The organism is Halosimplex halobium (assembly GCF_051414055.1).
In the GTDB taxonomy this organism is placed as follows: domain Archaea; phylum Halobacteriota; class Halobacteria; order Halobacteriales; family Haloarculaceae; genus Halosimplex; species Halosimplex halobium.
In genome coordinates, this window is record NZ_JBLKNX010000012.1 from 144,563 (window position 1) to 161,344 (window position 16,782).

At 68.7% G+C, this 16,782-nt stretch carries 16 protein-coding genes; 10 read left to right on the forward strand and 6 right to left on the reverse strand.

Annotated features, from left to right (window positions below):
- Window positions 1-13 precede the first annotated feature (13 nt).
- Genes ACMGFG_RS13805 through ACMGFG_RS13820 form a run of 4 tightly spaced genes read right to left on the reverse strand, consistent with a single transcriptional unit; the run spans window position 14 to window position 6,340 of the window.
- Complete coding sequence (locus ACMGFG_RS13805; RefSeq protein WP_436930906.1) at window positions 14-748, reverse strand: TorD/DmsD family molecular chaperone; 735 nt, start codon at window positions 746-748, stop codon at window positions 14-16.
- A gap of 5 nt (window positions 749-753) precedes the next feature.
- Window positions 754-4,035, reverse strand: coding sequence for a molybdopterin-dependent oxidoreductase (locus ACMGFG_RS13810; RefSeq protein WP_436930907.1), 3,282 nt, complete (start codon window positions 4,033-4,035; stop codon window positions 754-756).
- On the reverse strand, window positions 4,035-5,303 hold the full coding sequence (gene nrfD / locus ACMGFG_RS13815; protein ID WP_436930908.1) for an NrfD/PsrC family molybdoenzyme membrane anchor subunit: 1,269 nt from the start codon (window positions 5,301-5,303) through the stop codon (window positions 4,035-4,037). The genes ACMGFG_RS13810 and nrfD overlap by 1 nt, the downstream gene beginning before the upstream one ends.
- A gap of 2 nt (window positions 5,304-5,305) precedes the next feature.
- Window positions 5,306-6,340, reverse strand: coding sequence for a 4Fe-4S dicluster domain-containing protein (locus tag ACMGFG_RS13820; RefSeq protein ID WP_436930909.1), 1,035 nt, complete (start codon window positions 6,338-6,340; stop codon window positions 5,306-5,308).
- Between the two features lie 311 nt (window positions 6,341-6,651).
- Here ACMGFG_RS13820 and ACMGFG_RS13825 point away from each other — a divergent pair, with 311 nt between their 5' ends.
- The 10 genes from ACMGFG_RS13825 (at window position 6,652) to ACMGFG_RS13870 (ending at window position 15,833) form a co-directional block, all read left to right on the forward strand.
- Window positions 6,652-8,487, forward strand: a complete 1,836-nt coding sequence (locus ACMGFG_RS13825) for a bacterio-opsin activator domain-containing protein (protein WP_436930910.1) — start codon at window positions 6,652-6,654, stop codon at window positions 8,485-8,487.
- Window positions 8,488-8,605: 118 nt separating this feature from the next.
- Window positions 8,606-9,958, forward strand: a complete 1,353-nt coding sequence (locus tag ACMGFG_RS13830; RefSeq protein WP_436930911.1) for an FAD-dependent oxidoreductase — start codon at window positions 8,606-8,608, stop codon at window positions 9,956-9,958.
- Entirely contained in the window at window positions 9,955-11,205 is a 1,251-nt protein-coding gene (locus ACMGFG_RS13835; RefSeq protein WP_436930912.1) for a M20 family metallopeptidase, read from the forward strand. The genes ACMGFG_RS13830 and ACMGFG_RS13835 overlap by 4 nt, the downstream gene beginning before the upstream one ends.
- A 92-nt stretch (window positions 11,206-11,297) precedes the next feature.
- Window positions 11,298-11,516: a YgaP family membrane protein gene (locus tag ACMGFG_RS13840; RefSeq protein WP_436930913.1), complete on the forward strand. Its 219-nt coding sequence runs from the start codon at window positions 11,298-11,300 to the stop codon at window positions 11,514-11,516.
- A gap of 2 nt (window positions 11,517-11,518) precedes the next feature.
- Window positions 11,519-12,112, forward strand: coding sequence for a class I SAM-dependent methyltransferase (locus ACMGFG_RS13845; RefSeq protein ID WP_436930914.1), 594 nt, complete (start codon window positions 11,519-11,521; stop codon window positions 12,110-12,112).
- Between the two features lie 124 nt (window positions 12,113-12,236).
- Complete coding sequence (locus ACMGFG_RS13850) at window positions 12,237-12,473, forward strand: sulfurtransferase TusA family protein (RefSeq protein ID WP_436930915.1); 237 nt, start codon at window positions 12,237-12,239, stop codon at window positions 12,471-12,473.
- Window positions 12,470-13,615 carry an NAD(P)/FAD-dependent oxidoreductase gene (locus ACMGFG_RS13855; RefSeq protein WP_436930916.1) on the forward strand — a complete coding sequence of 382 codons (1,146 nt, stop codon included), beginning with the start codon at window positions 12,470-12,472 and terminating at the stop codon, window positions 13,613-13,615. The genes ACMGFG_RS13850 and ACMGFG_RS13855 overlap by 4 nt, the downstream gene beginning before the upstream one ends.
- A 2-nt stretch (window positions 13,616-13,617) precedes the next feature.
- Window positions 13,618-14,244, forward strand: coding sequence for a helical membrane plugin domain-containing protein (locus ACMGFG_RS13860; protein ID WP_436930917.1), 627 nt, complete (start codon window positions 13,618-13,620; stop codon window positions 14,242-14,244).
- A gap of 116 nt (window positions 14,245-14,360) precedes the next feature.
- Window positions 14,361-14,699, forward strand: coding sequence for a thioredoxin family protein (locus tag ACMGFG_RS13865; protein WP_436930918.1), 339 nt, complete (start codon window positions 14,361-14,363; stop codon window positions 14,697-14,699).
- Between the two features lie 15 nt (window positions 14,700-14,714).
- Window positions 14,715-15,833 carry an aminotransferase class V-fold PLP-dependent enzyme gene (locus ACMGFG_RS13870; protein WP_436930919.1) on the forward strand — a complete coding sequence of 373 codons (1,119 nt, stop codon included), beginning with the start codon at window positions 14,715-14,717 and terminating at the stop codon, window positions 15,831-15,833.
- A 123-nt stretch (window positions 15,834-15,956) separates the two neighbouring features.
- On the opposite strand, the gene ACMGFG_RS13875 is transcribed toward ACMGFG_RS13870, so the two are convergent.
- The gene (locus tag ACMGFG_RS13875) at window positions 15,957-16,178 is read right to left on the reverse strand and encodes a HalOD1 output domain-containing protein (RefSeq protein ID WP_436930920.1); all 222 of its coding nucleotides are present in this window, start codon (window positions 16,176-16,178) and stop codon (window positions 15,957-15,959) included.
- Between the two features lie 6 nt (window positions 16,179-16,184).
- A complete protein-coding gene (locus tag ACMGFG_RS13880; RefSeq protein WP_436930921.1) occupies window positions 16,185-16,781 on the reverse strand; it encodes a DsrE/DsrF/DrsH-like family protein in 597 nt (198 codons plus the stop codon).
- Window position 16,782 lies beyond the last annotated feature (1 nt).

Sequence of the window (16,782 nt, forward strand, 5' to 3'; positions counted from 1 at the left end):
GTTTTGGGGTCGCTCACTGGGGCGGGACCGTGCCACTGTCTGGAGCGGCGATTCCGCTCCGTGCGTCCCAGGCGACGAAGGTCCTTGCGAGTCGGGCGAGGGCCGCGAAGACACCCTCTGCGGCGTCTTCGGCCTCGACGGTCTCGTGAAAGTCGTCGAGCCAGCCGAGGCGCCCGACCGTCTCACGCTGGCGCTCGCGGACCGCTGCGAGCTCCTCGGCGGCGGCGTCGCTCGCGTCGGCGAGCAGGGCGGCCTCCCGCTCGCAGAGCGCGCGCATGAACTCCAGTTCGGCGGCGAGATGGTCGGGAATGGCGTCGCCGCGCTCGGGTTCGAAGCCGACGGCCGCGTGGGACCGCGCGGCCGCGGCGGCGGGGTCGCCCAGCAGTTCGCCCGCCGCCCCGGCGTCGTGGTACGGCGAGTCGGACTCGAAGTCCTCGCTGGGGTCGTCGGCCCAGGCCGACGCGAACGGGGGGACGTAGTGCGGACCGGGGACGACGAACAGGTTGTCGTAGCCGACCCGGAGCCCCTCGGTGTCGAGGTCGGGGCGGTCGAGCGCATCGCCGTCCGCGTCACCCGGGAACCGGGTGACGAGGTCGGTCAGGGTCCCGTCGCCGAGCGCGGCCGCGAGCGTCTCGTGGTCGCCGTCGAACGCCGCGGCGAGCAGCCCGTACACCGCCGCTCTCGCCCGGGCGGCGTCGGCGTCGCCACCGGATTCACCGCCCACGGCCGTGGTGGTGGCGTCGTCCATCGGGATCACTTCCGTTCGACCTCGACGAAGGCGTCGTACTGGGCGTTGCTCCCGCCGACGAGGTCCGAGAGGCCGGTGTCGCCGAGGTCCTCGTCGAGCGGCTGGAGGTGGTTGATCGCGAACCCGGCGTCGCGGCCCTTCGCCAGTCCGGCCTCTTCAGTCATCGGTTCGTCGAACTGGTAGGGCGTGTGGCCGTCGTCTTCGACCGGGCCGCGGGTCTCGCCGTCGATGGTCTCTTCGACCGCGCCGTCGCCGGACCGACCCCAGCCCCACATGGCACCGACGACGCCGGGACGGATACCATTCGTGACCATCGCGACCCCTTCGGCGGTGCGTCGGCCGGCGTCGATGACGACCTCGTCGCCGTTCTCGACGCCGCGCTCCTCGGCGTCGCGCGGGTTGATCCAGAGCGGGTTCTGCGGCCTGGTTTCCCGGAGCCACGGGCTGTTCGTGGTGCGGTGCATCCCCTGGGTCCGGGGCTTCCAGTTGATCAGCCGCAGGGGGCGCTCGGGGTCGCCGTCGTCGGTGACCGGCGCCTGGACGCCGCCGTCGTAGTGTTCGACGTCGTCGACCCGCGGGAGCGGGTCGAACCGCTCGCCGGTGTAGGAGTGTTTCCCCTTCGGCACGACCTCGCTGTAGAAGTCCACGCGCGAGCCGAGCTTGTAGCGCATCTGGTCGCCGTCGTAGGCGTTGCTGTCGTCGAAGCGCTCGGCGTAGTCGTACTCGTGGCCGTGCTCGGCGAACCGGTCGGCGTAGTCGTCGACGGGTTCCTCGAAGCGGCCGCCGCGGTTGAGCACGGTGACGACCTTCGCCCACTCCTCGTCGCTGACGGCCCGCTTCCAGCGGTCGAGGTCGAACGAGTCGCCGAGCCCCTGCTCGTGGCTCCCGCGGAAGACCCGCATCTCTTCCTCGCTCGCATCGGGGACGGGTTCGCGGTCGTAGGCGATGTTCGCCGCGAGCTTCAGGTAGAAGTCCTCGGCCCGCTCGAGCGGCCACAGCTCCCCGTCCGCGTCGGGGATCGCGTCCTCGCCGACGCCGGGGAGGTCCAGCTCCGTCCAGAGGTCGATCAGGACCTCCTCGAACGGCCGCGCGTCGGGGACCACCTCGACCGCCGGCTGGCTGATCTTCTCGTCGGCCAGCCGCTTGTTCGGGTACGTGCCGAAGTTCTCCCACCGTTCGAGGTACGTCGGCTCCGGCAGGATGTAGTCGGCGTACTTGCTCGTCTCGCCGATCACCGTGTCGGAGGCGACGACCAGCGGGATCGTGTCGGGGTCGCCGAGGATGTCGGGGATCCGGTCCCCGCCGGCGACGGCCATCACGTGGTTGTTCGAGTACGGCCGGATGAACAGCGCCTCGACGCCGTAGGGGTACTCGTCGGCGGCGCTCCCGTACAGCTCCTGGGTGGCCTGGGGCGGCGCGACGGGGAACCAGGGACGCTTCGCGGGGTAGCCGTCGTCGCGTTCGAACAGCGTGGTGTCCTCGTAGTTGACCCCGCCGCGCAGCAGCGGGATCCCCCACGGCGAGTGGCCGTCGGGGACCTGCCCGAGTTCGTAGCGGCCGGACATCGTGCTGTAGCCAGCGTAGGGCGTGATCTGGCCCCCCTTCCAGTCGTAGTTGCCGACGAGGTGCTGCAGCGTCGCGATGGCGCGAGTGTTGTAGAACCCGTTGGTGTGTTTCGCCGGCCCGCGGTAGGCCATGATCGCCGCCCGCTTGCCGTGGCTCGTGAACTCGTCGGCGACCTCGGCGATCCGGTCGGCCGAGACGCCGGACATCTCGGCGTACTCGGAGACGGTGTGCTCGAACACCCGGTCGCGGTACAGGCTCCAGACACTCTCGACGGCGGTTCCGTCGACGGTCAGCGACACGTCGAGGACACCGGTCTCGACCTCGCTGGCCGGCCGCGGCTCGCCGGTCGATGCGTCGACCGCGACGAAGTCGTCAGCCAGTTCGTGGTCCGCCGGGACGAGCCCGAGGTCGGCGGCGCGGGCCTTGGGACCCCCCTCCTCGTCGACGAGCACGAGGTGGGTCGCGTCGCTCCAGGTCGGCTCGCCGTCGCTCTCGGCGGCGCTCTCGGCGGGGTTGCGGAGATACTCGACGTCGTGGCGGTCGTGTTCGAGGATCCAGCGGGCCATCCCGAGCGCGAGCGCGCCGTCCGCGCCGGGTTCGACCGGGACCCAGGTGTCGGCCTTCTCGGCGGTTTTCGACAGCCTCGGGTCGACCACGTCCATCCGCATCCCGTCCTCGATAGCGTTGGTCAGCTTCGGCGCGAGCCACGTCGGTCCCTTGTTGGCGACCATTGGGTTGGTCCCCCACACCAGCAGGTACTCGCAGTTCTCCACGTCGGGGTACTGGCGCTTCTTCCGGGCCGCGTGCGAGCGGACGTTCCCCATGACGCTGGAGAAGCCGCAGGTCCCGGCGTGGTGGACGCTGTTGATCGACCCCAGCCCCTGGTGCCACAGGCGCGTCCGGATGAAGTTGCGCCGGAACCCGCCCACGTCGACGATCTGGTTTGCTTTCGGCCCCATGTCGGGGTGGTCGGTGTCGATGAGCGCGTCGCCCCACTTCTCGTCGAAGGCCGACTTGTCCAGCTCGCCGGACTGGACGGCCTCCCAGTCGTCCATCACCTCGTCCTCGGGCGCGTAGCCCCACAGATCGCGTAACCCGGGGTGGCCCAGGTCGTCGTCGCCCTCGACGATCTCCCCGATCGCCTGTTCCCAGGAGATGGTCTTCCACTCCCCGGAGCCGCGGGGGCCGACGCGTTTCATCGGCTTGCGCACCCGGTAGCTGTCGAAAGCCGTCTGGATGCCGGCCTGGCCCTTCAGGCAGATCCGGCCGCCCGACAGCGACCACCGGTCGGCGTCCACGGTACCGCTTCCCGCCACGTCGCCCATAGCCACGTCCTCGGGGTCGCTGTCGTAGGGCACCTGCGAGAACGGCTGAGTGTTCAGGAACGAGTACGGGTTACCGGCCAGCTTGCGGACGAGCGAGCTGTACTCGCCGGTCCCGCTGTCGTCGGCCAGTCGGACCTTGATCGGGCAGAACGTGTTGCACTGCCCGCAGGTCGTGTGGATCACGTCGCTCGCGCCGTACTCGCCGTGGTCGTCGCCGACGTAGTGTTCGGTGTCGTCGGTCCAGAGGTCGTCGGTGTCGACGTTGACGGTCGCGGCGCTGGCGGCGCCGATGGCGCCGACGGCCCCGACCGCCTTCACGAGGTCGCGTCGCGTGAGCGACGGTCCCTCGTCTTCGGTCCCTCCGGCGTCTGCGTCGGTGGTGTCGTCGGTTGACATCAGTGGTCACCTCCGTCGAGCGGCGTCAGCGGCAGCAGTTCCGCGCCGATCGTGTACAGCAGCAGTCCGACCGCGATCATCCCGGCGCTGGTCGCCCACTCCACGGCCGATGGGAAGTAGGAACCGTGCGGCAGTCCCTCCATGACGGGGCGGATCTGCGGCGGGACGACGATGTTGAACCGCACGGCGACGACCCCGATCACGACGCTGAGGCCGGCCAGCGCCATCAGCCACGGCGTGCGTCGCCACTCCCGTTTCGAGAGCATGACGAGCGGGAACACCCACCCGAACCCGACCATGAACCACCAGAACGACCACGACATCTCGCCGAACGCGATGATCTGCCAGGTCTCGACGACGTGGGGGTGGAAGCTGACGATCGCGATCAGCGCCTCGATGGCGGTCAGCGCCACGTCGACGACGACGAACGCCGCCAGCAGCTTCGCGAGCTGGTCGAGCAGGTCCCGGTCGACGGGCTCGTCGTCGAACAGCTTCGTCCGGAGAACGTACAACAGCATCACCAGCGCCGTCCCGGAGAGCACCGCCGAGACGATGAAGATCACCGGGAACAGCCCGCTGTTCCAGTACGGGCGGGCCTTCGAGACGGCGAAGAGGACGCCCGTCCCGCCGTGGACCATGAAGATGGCCAGCGGGATGCCGACGATCCCGGCTCGCGTGAGCCAGGTCCGGTCGGTGGTCCGGGAGGCCTCGGTCGTCGCCCGGCGACCCAGCGTCAGGAGGGCAGCGAGTCGGGCGCGCAGTCCCGACCCGCGCTCGGCGACGCGGGCGAGGTCGTAGCGCATCGAGAAGTACAGCTCGGTCACGAGCACGCCGATGTAGGCGACGTAGGCGTGGACCTCCCAGGAGAGCGCGGAGGTGAACTGCCGCCAGACGAACGGGTGGTACATCCGGTCCATCCGGCCGAGGTCGGTCCAGACGAACAGCAGCGCGACGGCCATACTGACGATCGCCGCGAACAGCGCGTCGCGGTCGATCCGGTGCATCGCCTCGACGCCGAAGACGTTCGCGAGCGTGCTGACGAGGAACGCCCCCGCCGAGAGGCCGACGAAGTAGATGTAGAAGGCGACCCAGGCGCCCCAGGGGGTCGTGCTCGTCAGGTTGGTGCTCGCCATCCCCTGCGTGATCCGCAGGTACATCGCGTACCCGCCGACGAGCAGGAGCGCGCCGAGGACGGCGTACCAGGCGACGCGCAGGCGGTCGCTGACGAACCCGGGGTCGAACTCGAACCGCGAGTGTTCGGTCGCCATGGTCACTTGAGGTAGTAGACGTTGGGGTCGGTCCCCTCGCTCTCTTTCAGCTGGAACGCCCGCGAGGAGTCGGCCATCTCGGCGACCTCGCTGTCGGGGTCGTCGAGGTCGCCCATGTTCCGGGCGTCGCCGACGCAGGTCTCGACGCAGGCCGGCTCCTCGCCGCGCTCCAGGCGGTGCGTGCAGAAGCTACACTTGCGGACGTTGCCGACCGGCGACTCGTCGCCCTCGCGCTTCCCGCGGTCGACGCCGTACTCGGGGCTGGTCACCTCGCCGGCCTCGTCGACCTCGTCGTCGTAGTTCTCGCCGAAGTCGAAATAGCGCGCCCCGTACGGGCACGCGATCATGCAGTACCGACAGCCGATACAGCGGTCGTAGTCGACGTTGACCACGCCGTTGTCCATCTTGTAGGTCGCGCTGACGGGACAGACCTGCACGCACGGCGGATTCTCGCACTGCATGCAGGGCCGGGGGACGTTCGTCCGCGTGACCTCCGGGAACTCGCCGTGTTCCTCCTCCATCACGACGTTGTAGGAGACGCCCGGCGGCGTCCGGTTCTCGGCCTTACAAGCGACCGTACAGGAGTCACACCCCACGCACTTCTGGAGGTCGATGACCATTCCCCAGCGCTCGTCGCCGTCCGCTCCGTCGCCGGTCGCGTCGGCCCCGTCTCCGTCGGCGGAGAGCTCGCAAGCGACCGAGTCCATCGAACCGACCGAACAGCCCAGCGAGTCCGCGGTCTCGTCGGCGATCGTCTGGTCGCCGCTCTCGATCGACGGGTTGGGGGTCTCGCGATAGGCGTCGCCGAACTCGCGTTCGGCGGCCTCGTCGTATCGCTCCCAGTACTCCTCGGCCGACAGTTCGCCCCGGGAGACGCGCTTGGCGTCCTCGGCCATCGCGATCCCGAGATCCGTGTCGTGGTCGGTCTTCGACAGTTCGTCCCCGGGATCGGCCGCCTCGGCGTCGACCATCGCGTCGGGGTCGGCGGCGCCCACGTCCGGGACGCCCGGCAGCCGGTCGTCGCTCGCGCCGCTCATCGGTACCACCCGCACGTCGGGCCGCGTCCGTATGGCCGGTCGAACTGAGGCATACGCGTAGACCTACACGAGCCGGGGAGGTGAGCGTGGTACCGATACTCTTTGCCCCGCCGGACGGGCCCGAAGCGGGGGATAACTCCCGACCCAATACTGTTTGGAACGCCGGGAACGGGCCCGTGCCGGTCGCCCGCTGGACCGCGTCCCAGCGACTGGGAAAGCCCGAGGGCTTATACGAGGTGGTGCGAACAAGTTCGAGCTATGACCGCGCTCGGTGACCGACACGCCCGACCCGTCGTCGGAGGTGGACGCTCGTGAACGGGGTCCTCGTCGCGTCCGTCATCCTCAGGCTGGCCGGGGTCGGGTACTCGCTGGTGTTGCTCGCCCGGAGCAGCGACCGTCGGTTCGGGTTCCTGACGGTGATGCTGTCGCTGATGGCCACCCGTCAGTTGCTGTCCGCCCGGAACTCGACGACGCCGGTCGAGGAGCTTCCGGGGCTTGCGGTCAGCGTCCTCGCGCTGTTGACCGTGTATTACCTGTCGAGCTACGTCGTCGAGGAGCGGCGCGTCACCGAGCGTCTCAGAGGGTTCCGGAAGGCGATCGAGCACGCCGGTCACGCCATCTTCCTGACCGGCCCCGACGGGACCATCGAGTACGCGAACCCGGCGGTCGAGAGCGTCGTCGGTTACGGCCCCGAGGAGGTCGTCGGCGAGAACCCGCGCCTGTGGCAGTCCGGGGAGCACGACGAAGCCTTCTATACGGAACTGTGGGAGCAGATATCCTCGGGCGACGTCTGGGAAGGCGAGATCGTCAACCGTCGGAAGTCGGGGGAGCTGTGCTGGGTCGACACGACCGTCGCGCCGATCACCGACGAGGGAGGGACGGTCGAGCGGTACGTCGCGGTCGAGCGGGACGTGACCGAGCGCAAGGAGCGACAGCTCCGGATCGAGGAGCAAAACGACCGCCTCGAGCGGCTGAACAACACGAACGAGGTCATCCGGGACGTCAACCGGGAGCTGGTGGCGGCGTCGAACCGGCGCGAAGTAGAGCGGGCGCTCTGCGACCGGTTCGCGTCATCGCATCTGTTCGACGCCGCCTGGGTCGGCACCCGGAGACTCGTCGACGGGGACGTCGCGGTCCGGACCGCTGCCGGCGTCGACCCGGAGGCGGTCGAAGCACGCCTCGACGGCTCGTCGACCTACCGTGACGTCGCCGGTACGGTCCTCGAACAGCGGCGACCGGCATTCGTCGACGACGGTGGGGCGCCCGTCGACGACCCCGCAGCGGCCGCGGGCGTCGTCGTCCCGTTATCGTATCAGGACGCCGACTACGGCGCGCTGTTCGTCGAGGCCGGGACGGACGGCGCGTTCGAGGCCATCGATCGGTCGGTGTTCGCCGAGCTCGGGCTGGCTGTCGGGGACGCCATCAACGCGGCCGAGAACCGCCGGACGCTCGCGTCCGACGAGGTAACTCGCCTCGAGTTCCGGCTCGACGGGACGGACGACCCGCTGGTCTCGCTGGCGTCGGCGCTGGAGTGCACGGTCGAACTCGACCGGGTCGGGGACGACGAGGAGGGCGACTGTGCCGCCTACGTCTCCGTGAGGGGCTGCGAACCGGACGCCGTCTCGGCTCACGCCGGCGACGCTCCGGGGATCGAACGGGCCGAAGTACTGTGCGACGGCGACGAGCGGTGCGGCGTCAGGCTGACTCTCGACGACGCCGTCGTGACGACGCTGGCCCGGTACGGTGCAGCCGTCCAGTCGCAGACGGTTACCGAGGGTAACGGTCGTCTCGTCGCCGATATCGCCCGGTCCAACGATATCCGGTCGGTCGTCGAGGCCGTGCAGTCGTCGTATCCGGAACTGGACCTGGTCGCCCAGCGCGAGTGCGAACCCGACGCGGCCGCCGAGACGAAACTCCGGACCGCCTTCGAGGAGTCGCTGACCGACCGCCAGCTGGAGGCCGCCCAGACGGCCTACTTCGCGGGCTTTTTCGAGTGGCCGCGCGACGCCAGCGGCGAGGAAGTCGCAGCGACGATGGGGATCAACCAGTCGACGTTCACTCAGCACCTCCGCGCCGCGGAGCGAAAGCTGTTCGCGGCGCTGTTCGACCGTGCGGACGACGCAGTCGCCGAACCGGCTGGTCTGTGACCTTCGACGATACCTCGGGCGGGATCGCCTCGATACCTGAGACTGGCGGTCGAGCCCCCGTTCCCGGTATTGTGAAATTCGCGAAATACTTTAGTTCGAGCCAGTCGAACCTACGGCTATGAGCGACACGTTCGTGGTCATCGGCGGTGACGCCGCGGGGATGAGCGCCGCGAGCAAGGCCAGGCGCGAAGACCCGGAACTGGACGTTGTCGTCTTCGAGAAGGGCGAGTGGGTGTCCTACGCCGCCTGCGGGATGCCCTACTACGTCAAGGGCGAGGTCGAGGACCTGGACGACCTGGTCGCCGTGACGCCCGAGGAGTTCCGCGGCGAGCGGGATATCGACCTCCGGACCGGCCACGAGGTCGTCGGTATCGACCCCGAGGCCGAAACCGTCACCGTCGAGGGTGACGGCGAGACGTTCGACCAGCCCTACGACCACCTCCTGGTCGCGACGGGCGCGAGCGCCATCGAACCGCCGTTCGACGGGCTCGGTCTCGACGGCGTGTTCACCATCCACGACATGGACGAGGCCGACGCCATCGAGACCTACGTCACCGAACACTCGCCCGACTCCGCAGCGATTGTCGGCGGCGGATACGTCGGCATCGAGATGGCCGAGGCGCTGTCGGCACACGGCGTCGACGTCCACCTCTACGAGATGCTGCCGCACGTCCTCCAGCCGTTCGGTGACGCGGTGGCCGAGGTCGTCGAGGACTATCTCCGCGAGCAGGGAGTCAAGCTGCACCTCGACACTGCCGTCTCGGGCTTCGAGGGTGCCGAGCGCGTCGAGCGCGTCACGCTCGACGACGAGTCCCACCCCGCCGAGGTCGCGATCGTCGGCGTCGGTGTCGAACCGAACGCCGACCTCGCGGCGGACGCCGGCATCGAACTGGGGGAGACCGGGGCGATCGCGACCGACGAGTACGGTCGGACGAACTACGAGAACGTCTACGCGGCGGGCGACTGCGCCGAGGCGCGCCACGTCGTGACCGGCGAGCCGGACCACGTCCCGCTGGCGCTGACAGCCAACCGCGCCGGTCGCGCCATCGGGGGGACCGTCGCCGGGAGTCCGGAGCCGGTCGGCGAGATCGCCGGGACGGCCATCGTCAAGGCGTTCGACCTCGGGGCCGCCCGAACTGGACTCCTCGACGAGGAGCGGGCCCGGGACGCCGGCTTCCACCCCGTCTCGGTCACGATATCGGCGCCGACGCGAGCCCACTACTACCCGGGCGGTGCCGAGCTCACCGTCACGCTGCTGGCCGACCGCGACTCCGGTCGGCTGCTGGGCGGGAGCGTCGTCGGCCGGGAAGGCGCGAAGCGCATCGACACGGTCGCGACGGCCCTCAGGGCGGGCCTGACGGTGACCGAGCTCCGGAACGCCGACCTGGCGTACGCGCCGCCGTTCAGCCCCGTCTGGGACCCGATTCTCACGGCGGCGAAAGTTCTCGAGGGGGAGTTTGAGAGCGAATGAGCGACACGACTCCCCCCGAGCACGTGCGGGCCCACCGCGAGGAACTGCTCTCGCTGACCCTCGACCTCCTCGCGATCGACACGTCGAACCCGCCCGGCGACACGCGCGAGATCGTCATCGAGATCGAGGAGTTCCTCGAACCGCTTTCGGTCGATGTCGAGCGTTTTGCGGCCGACCCCGCGAAGCCGAACCTCCTCGTCCGTGTCCCCGGCGAGTCCGACCGCACGCTGCTGTACAACGGGCACCTCGATACGGTGCCGTTCGACACAGACGCGTGGACCCGCGATCCGCTCGGCGAGCGCGCGGACGACCGCGTCTACGGTCGCGGCGCGACCGACATGAAAGGCGCCGTGGCGTCGATGCTGTTCGCGATTCGAGCCTTCGCAGCCACCGACACTGATCCGCCCGTCGACCTCCTGTTCGCGTTCGTGAGCGACGAGGAAGTGGGTGGTGACGCCGGGCTACCCGCGTTACTGGAGGCCGGGAAACTCGATGCCGACGCGTGTGTGATCGGTGAGCCGACCTGTGAGGAGGGTCGCCACTCCGTCACGGTCGCGGACCGGGGCAGCATCTGGCTGACGCTCGAAGCCACCGGAGACGCAGCGCACGGGTCGCGGCCGGTGCTCGGTGAGAACGCGATCGACCGACTCTACGGGGCCGTGGAGACCCTCCGCGAGCGGTTCGGGCAGCGCCGGCTGGAGATCCCCCGGAGTGTCGAACCGGTCGTCGAGGAGTCCGTCGAGTACTACGCGCCGTCGATGGGCCGGGGGGTCGCGCGCGATCTCTTCACGTACCCGTCGATCAACCTGGGGACGCTCGAGGGCGGGGAGGCGATCAACAGCGTCCCCCAGTCGGCCCGCGCCGAGATCGACGTCCGGCTCGCGGCGGGCGTGGAGACGTCGTCAGTGCTCGCCGACATCAGGTCCTGTGCGGCCGACTGCGAGGGCGTCTCCATCACGGACGTGTCCTGGAGCGTGGGGACGGCCGAACCGATAGACAGCCCGCTCGTCGACGCGGTGGCGTCGACCGCGGAGTCGGTGAGCGGCGAGCGCGTCTTCCGACGGAGCGCCACCGGCGGCGGCGACGCCAAGACGCTCCGTAACGCCGATATCCCGACCGTCGAGTTCGCGTTCGGCACCGACACCGTCCACGCCGTCGACGAGTACACGACCGTCGACGCGCTCGTGGACAACGCGGTCGTCTACGCGCGACTGCCGGCGGCGTGGGCGTCGGCGACCGAACGGTAGCGGCCCGCCGGACGACCGCCGGGCGGAGCGAGCGGATCGCGGGCGGCCCGCTCCGGGCAAGACTTAGGTTTCTGTGTTGTGTACTGTTGGGTATGAAGAACAATATCGGTGCCACGGACAGAGTGGTCCGGATCGCCGCCGGCATCGCACTCGCGGCCGTGGGACTCGCGTCGCTCGGCGACCTGCTCGGCTTCGGCCTCGCGGCCGGCGCGGTTCTGACGCTGCTGGGTCTCGTGCTCGTCGGCACCGGGCTCGTCCGGGTCTGTCTCCTGTACCGCCTGATAGGGGTCGACACGTCGGGCTCCCGGTAGCGATGGATCGGTTCCAGAACACCGGGCAGCCCGACTGGGACTGGTGGAGCAGACTCTGGCCGACGCCCGGTGCGACGCTCCGGGACCTCGGACTCGCGTCCGGCGAGTCGGTCGCCGAGGTCGGCTGTGGGAGCGGCTACTTCGCGCTCCCGGCCGCTCGCATCGCCGAGTCCGAGCCAGTGTATGCGGTCGACCTGGACGAGACACTTCTCGACGAACTCGATGAGCTCGCCGAACAGCAGGACATCGAGAACGTCATCCCGATCCGCGGCGACGCCCGGAACCTGACCGGCGTCATCCCCGAACCAGTTACCACGCTCGTCGTGGCAAACACGTTCCACGGCGTCGACGACCAGCCGGACTTCGTCGAGCAAGCGTTCGAGGCCGTCGAATCCGGCGGGCGCCTGGTCGTCGTCAACTGGCACGACCGCCCGCGCGAGACGACGACCGTCGGCGGTGAACGTCGGGGACCCCCGACGGAGCTTCGGATGACCCCGGGAGAAACGGAAGAGGCCGTGCTCTCGGCGGCTCCCTTCGAGCGTGACCGCCGGGTCGAGCTGCCGCCGTACCACTACGCGCTCGTGTTCGAACGGTAGTCGCACAACTCTCCCCGCGGTTCTCCGATTACCACCCGATAACCACTCCATGGATTTTCAGAATCTTGGAATGAACACACAATACTAATACTGCCCGTTCCCAACTGCCGCCTGTGAGACATCCATGACCGACATCGAGCCTGACGATACCGTCGATGCCAGAGGCGCAGCCTGTCCCGGCCCGCTGATGGACCTCATCGGAACGATCCGGGGCGCCGAGTCGGGGGACGTGATCCGACTGCTGAGCGACAACGAACAATCGCTCACCGACGTGCCAGAGTGGGCCGAGGAAGCCGGCAACGAACTACTCGCGGTCGAGGAACGCGACGACCACAGCGCGTTCTACGTGGAGAAAGCATGACCGAGCACGTCGTCATCGTCGGGGGCGGGACCGGTGGGACCGTCCTCGCGAACGACCTCGCCGACCGGCTCGACTCGGAACTCGACGCCGGCGACGTTCGCGTTACGCTGGTCAACGACGACCCCGACCACGTCTACAAACCGGTCTGGCTGTACGTGCCGTTCGACAAGCGCGAACCGGCCGACGGTCGGCGTCGCCTCGGCGAACTCGTCGACGACGCAGTCGACATCCGGATCGACCGCGTGACCGACATCGACACCGACGGCCAGCGACTCCGGTTCCACGGAGCCACCTCGCCGATCGAGTACGACTACCTCGTGCTGGCGACCGGGTCGACGCTGGAGCCCGAGCAGATCCCCGGCCTCGCGGAGGGCGGTCACGACTACTACAGCGAGTCGGGTGCGACCGACCTGCGCGACGAACTGCTCGAGTTCACTGAGGGGGACCTCGTGTTGAGTGTTATCGGAACCGCCCATATGTGCCCGGCGGCGCCGCTGGAGTTCGTCTTCATGGCCGACGACTGGTTCCGCGAGCGCGGCCTGCGGGAAGACGTCGACATCACCTACACGTATCCGGTCCAGCGCGTCCACGGCAACCCCCACATCGCCGAGTGGGCCCGGCCTATCATGGAGGAACGCGACATCGGGGTGGAGACGTTCTTCAACGCCGAGTCGGTCGACCCCGAGACGGAGACGGTCACGTCGATGGAGGGGACCGAACTCGACTACGACCTCCTCGTGACGATCCCGCCCCACGGCGGCGTCGACCTGATCGAGGAGGCGGGGCTCGGCGACGACGGCTGGGTCGACGTCGACAAGCACACGCTGGAAGCCGAGGCCGCCGAAAACGTCTACGCGCTCGGGGATACGGCCGCGACGGGCGTCCCGAACGCCGGGAGCGTCGCCCACTACCAGGCCGGCGTCGTCGGCCAGCGCCTCGCCAGCGAGATCCGCGGTCGTCCAGCCACGGCGACCTACGACGGCAAGACGCTGTGTTTCATCGAGACGGGAATGGACGCGGCCTCGTTCGTCGAGTTCGACTACGAGACTCCGCCGTCGCCGGCGCCGCCCTCGGAGAAACTCCACTGGTCGAAGCTGGCGTACAACGAGTCCTACTGGCTGACTGCACGGGGACTGCTCTGACCATGTCCGACCAGCAGAGTCCCGAGCGGTCCGAGCTGGAGGCGGCGATCGAACAGAACCCCGAGGCGGTCGCCGAGTTCGTGGACCACCTCGACGCGGTCAACGAGCTCCTGGACGTGCTCTCGCTGGGCGAGAGCGCACTCGACGACGAGATGGTCCGGGAGCTCTCGGCCACGGGGTCGACGCTGGCGGAGTCGGCCGACGGGCTGGCGACCGACGAGACCGTGGCGCTCGCCGAGACGGTCGGGGAGAACGGGGACGAACTGCGGGAGGCACTCGACACGCTGCTCGCGCTCCAGCGCAGCGGCACCCTCGACGAGCTGGCCGAACTCGCGGAGGTCGGGTCGCTCGCGACCGCGGCGCTCGACGACGAGATGGTCACGTCACTGGCCGGTACCGGCGCCGCGCTCGGGGAGGTCGCGCAGACCGCGTCCGACGACGATACTCGTGACGGCCTCGAACGGCTGCTGGAGAGTGTCGGTAAAGCGGAGCGGAATCCCCCCGAGCAGGTCGGAACCCTCGGCCTGCTTCGCGGAGTACGCGACCCAGATGTCCAGTACGGACTGGGCTACCTGCTGGCGCTTGCAGGCGCGATCGGCCGTGACCGGTCCCCCGGGGAGACGGACTGATGAGTTTCCCCCGATTCGGGCACTCTACCGCTCGATCCCGACGGCCCCCGTCCGCGGAGGGTTGTATTGTGCATCAACCCCAATACTATTAAACATGCGGGGCGTACAGTAAGATAATGGCGACACAGACAGCAGAGACCGACAGCGTGGTTTCGCTCGGCGATGACGACATCGGAGCGGTCGTCGAAGACAGCAGCGTCGCGCTCGTGGAGTTCTACACGGAGTGGTGTGGCACCTGCAGACGGATGGAGCCGGTTCTCGAGACGATCGCCGTCGACACGGACGCGACGGTCCTGACGGTCGACATCGAATCGAACCTCGAAACTGCGATCGAGTTCGGTGCCCAGAGCACGCCCACGTTCGTCCTGTTTGTGGACGGTGAGCCGGTGAAACGGCTCCGCGGCGGCCAGACCGAACAGTCGCTCCGGGAACTGATCGGCCGGTACAGTGACTAATTCGCGGAGACCGAAATGAATCCCAGAGAACTCCGCGCCGACACGCCCGCCCTGCACGAGGACGTCTACCTGAATTTCGGTGCCCACGGCCCGAGTCCGCAGTACGTCGTCGAGGCAGCCGACGAGTTCGTGCGGGCCCACGAGTACGAGACGAGCACGCGAAACGACCCCTACGAGGTGGCGTTCGACGCGTACGACCGGGTGCGAGAGCGCGTCGCTGCCTTCGTCGGTGCGGCCGACGACGAGATCGCGCTCACGGAGAGCACGACAGCGGGCATCAACGCCGTCGCGAACGCCATCGACTGGGAGCCCGGCGATACTGTCGTTCGGACCGACCTCGAACACCCGGCCGGGACACTTCCCTGGCAACGCCTGGAACAGGAGGGCGTCGACGTTCGCGTCGTCGAGACTGCGGACGGCCGTGTGGATCTCGACGCCTTCGCCGAGGCCGTCGACGGAGCGAGGCTGGCGTGTTTCAGCGCCGTGACCTGGACGCACGGCACCCGGTTGCCCGTCGCCGACCTCGTAGATATCGCCCACGACGCCGGCGCGTTCGCGCTCGTCGACGCCGTGCAGGTGCCGGGACAGCTCCCGATGGATGTCGGCGAGTGGGGGGCCGACGCCGTCGCGGCGGCCGGCCACAAGTGGCTGCTGGGGCTGTGGGGCGGCGGTTTCCTCTACGTCGACCGCACCGCCGCTGAAGCGCTCCGGCCCGCCACAGTCGGCTACCGGAGCGTCGAAACCCCGACCGCGGACCCCTACGAGTTCGCGGCCGGAGCCCGTCGATTCGAGGTCGGGTCGTCCAATCCGGCTCCGCACGTCGCTCTGGCCGAGGCCATCGACGCTATCGACGAGGTGGGGGTCGAGCGTATCGCCGACCGGAGCCAGCAATTGGCCGGTCAACTGGCCGATGGCGTCCCCGACGACCGACTTCTCGGTCCCTCGGATCCCGAGTCGGGTCTCGTGACGATAGACGTGGACGACCCCGAAGCGACGGTCGACCGACTCGCGTCGGAGGGAATCGTCGTTCGTGCCTTGCCGACGCCCGATGCCGTCCGCGCGTCTGTCCACGCGGTCAACACGCACGCCGAGGTCGAGCGCCTGCTGGACGCCCTCGAATCGGAGTGGCCCTAACGCGACCACCGTTCTCCGCTGCCCCTGCTACGATAGTTTCTCAGAGACTACTCGTTGAAATCGGACGGCGCTGCTGGAGTGGCCGTCGGTGGATACCGCTATCGGAGAGATGTCCCGTCTGCTTCAGTCGACCCGTACGCGACCGCTGTCGTCGACGACGATATCGTGACCGCGATACGCGAATCGAACTTCGAGGGCAGACGTCGTCGAATCTTCGATCAACGTTTCGAGCGCGTCCGGGTCGACGACCTCGGTTAGCGGCGGGTCGAGTGTGGCTGGCTCGACGCCCTCTGCCTCCGCGACGGCATCGACGACCTGTGGAACCGGGCCTTCGAGTTCGTTCATCGGAGTTTAGACGAGGAGCTGGATGTCGGCGTCGGCCATGTCCTGCAGGGCGGTCGCCGCGCCGACGCCAGTGGTGACGCCGTCGTAGAAGTCGTCCTCGTCGTAGTCCATCAGGTCGATGGTCATCTGACAGGCCTGGAACTCGACGCCCATGTCGAGACTCGTCTCGAGGAGCTCCTCGATGGTGGCGGTATCGTTGTCGTCGATCTTCTTCTCCATCATCTTCGTCGTCACCCGATCCATCCCGGGCAGGGCGGCGACCGCGTTGGGCACGGGCATGTTGGGGTTGCCGACGGAGCTGAGCTTGAGGTCCTTCGAGCGCTCCTCGTGGAGGATGTCCAGTCCCCAGAACGTGTGGAAGACCGTCACCTCGTAGCCGAAGGCGGCGGCGGTGCTGGCGAGGATCAGCGGCGGGTAGGCCATGTCCAGCGTCCCCTTCGTCGCGATGATCGACATCTTCTTCGTGTCGTCGTTCGCCTCCGCCTCGGCGAGCGACTCCTCCAGTTCGGCGACGCGTGCGGCCAGCTCCGCGCGGGAGGGGGCGTCACCCTCGGCCGCGTCGGGGGCGTCCTCGGCTGTCGTGTCTGACGTGTCCGTGCTCATC

What these genes read in the sequence shown, in the direction of transcription:
- ACMGFG_RS13835 (WP_436930912.1), top strand. Translation starts at nt 9,955, where the DNA reads ATGAGCGACACGACTCCCCCCGAGCACGTGCGGGCCCACCGCGAGGAA.
- ACMGFG_RS13850 (WP_436930915.1), top strand. Translation starts at nt 12,237, where the DNA reads ATGACCGACATCGAGCCTGACGATACCGTCGATGCCAGAGGCGCAGCC.
- ACMGFG_RS13840 (WP_436930913.1), top strand. Translation starts at nt 11,298, where the DNA reads ATGAAGAACAATATCGGTGCCACGGACAGAGTGGTCCGGATCGCCGCC.
- ACMGFG_RS13875 (WP_436930920.1), bottom strand. Translation starts at nt 16,178, where the DNA reads ATGAACGAACTCGAAGGCCCGGTTCCACAGGTCGTCGATGCCGTCGCG.
- ACMGFG_RS13830 (WP_436930911.1), top strand. Translation starts at nt 8,606, where the DNA reads ATGAGCGACACGTTCGTGGTCATCGGCGGTGACGCCGCGGGGATGAGC.
- ACMGFG_RS13845 (WP_436930914.1), top strand. Translation starts at nt 11,519, where the DNA reads ATGGATCGGTTCCAGAACACCGGGCAGCCCGACTGGGACTGGTGGAGC.
- ACMGFG_RS13855 (WP_436930916.1), top strand. Translation starts at nt 12,470, where the DNA reads ATGACCGAGCACGTCGTCATCGTCGGGGGCGGGACCGGTGGGACCGTC.
- ACMGFG_RS13860 (WP_436930917.1), top strand. Translation starts at nt 13,618, where the DNA reads ATGTCCGACCAGCAGAGTCCCGAGCGGTCCGAGCTGGAGGCGGCGATC.
- ACMGFG_RS13810 (WP_436930907.1), bottom strand. Translation starts at nt 4,035, where the DNA reads ATGTCAACCGACGACACCACCGACGCAGACGCCGGAGGGACCGAAGAC.
- ACMGFG_RS13805 (WP_436930906.1), bottom strand. Translation starts at nt 748, where the DNA reads ATGGACGACGCCACCACCACGGCCGTGGGCGGTGAATCCGGTGGCGAC.
- nrfD (WP_436930908.1), bottom strand. Translation starts at nt 5,303, where the DNA reads ATGGCGACCGAACACTCGCGGTTCGAGTTCGACCCCGGGTTCGTCAGC.
- ACMGFG_RS13865 (WP_436930918.1), top strand. Translation starts at nt 14,361, where the DNA reads ATGGCGACACAGACAGCAGAGACCGACAGCGTGGTTTCGCTCGGCGAT.
- ACMGFG_RS13880 (WP_436930921.1), bottom strand. Translation starts at nt 16,781, where the DNA reads ATGAGCACGGACACGTCAGACACGACAGCCGAGGACGCCCCCGACGCG.
- ACMGFG_RS13870 (WP_436930919.1), top strand. Translation starts at nt 14,715, where the DNA reads ATGAATCCCAGAGAACTCCGCGCCGACACGCCCGCCCTGCACGAGGAC.
- ACMGFG_RS13820 (WP_436930909.1), bottom strand. Translation starts at nt 6,340, where the DNA reads ATGAGCGGCGCGAGCGACGACCGGCTGCCGGGCGTCCCGGACGTGGGC.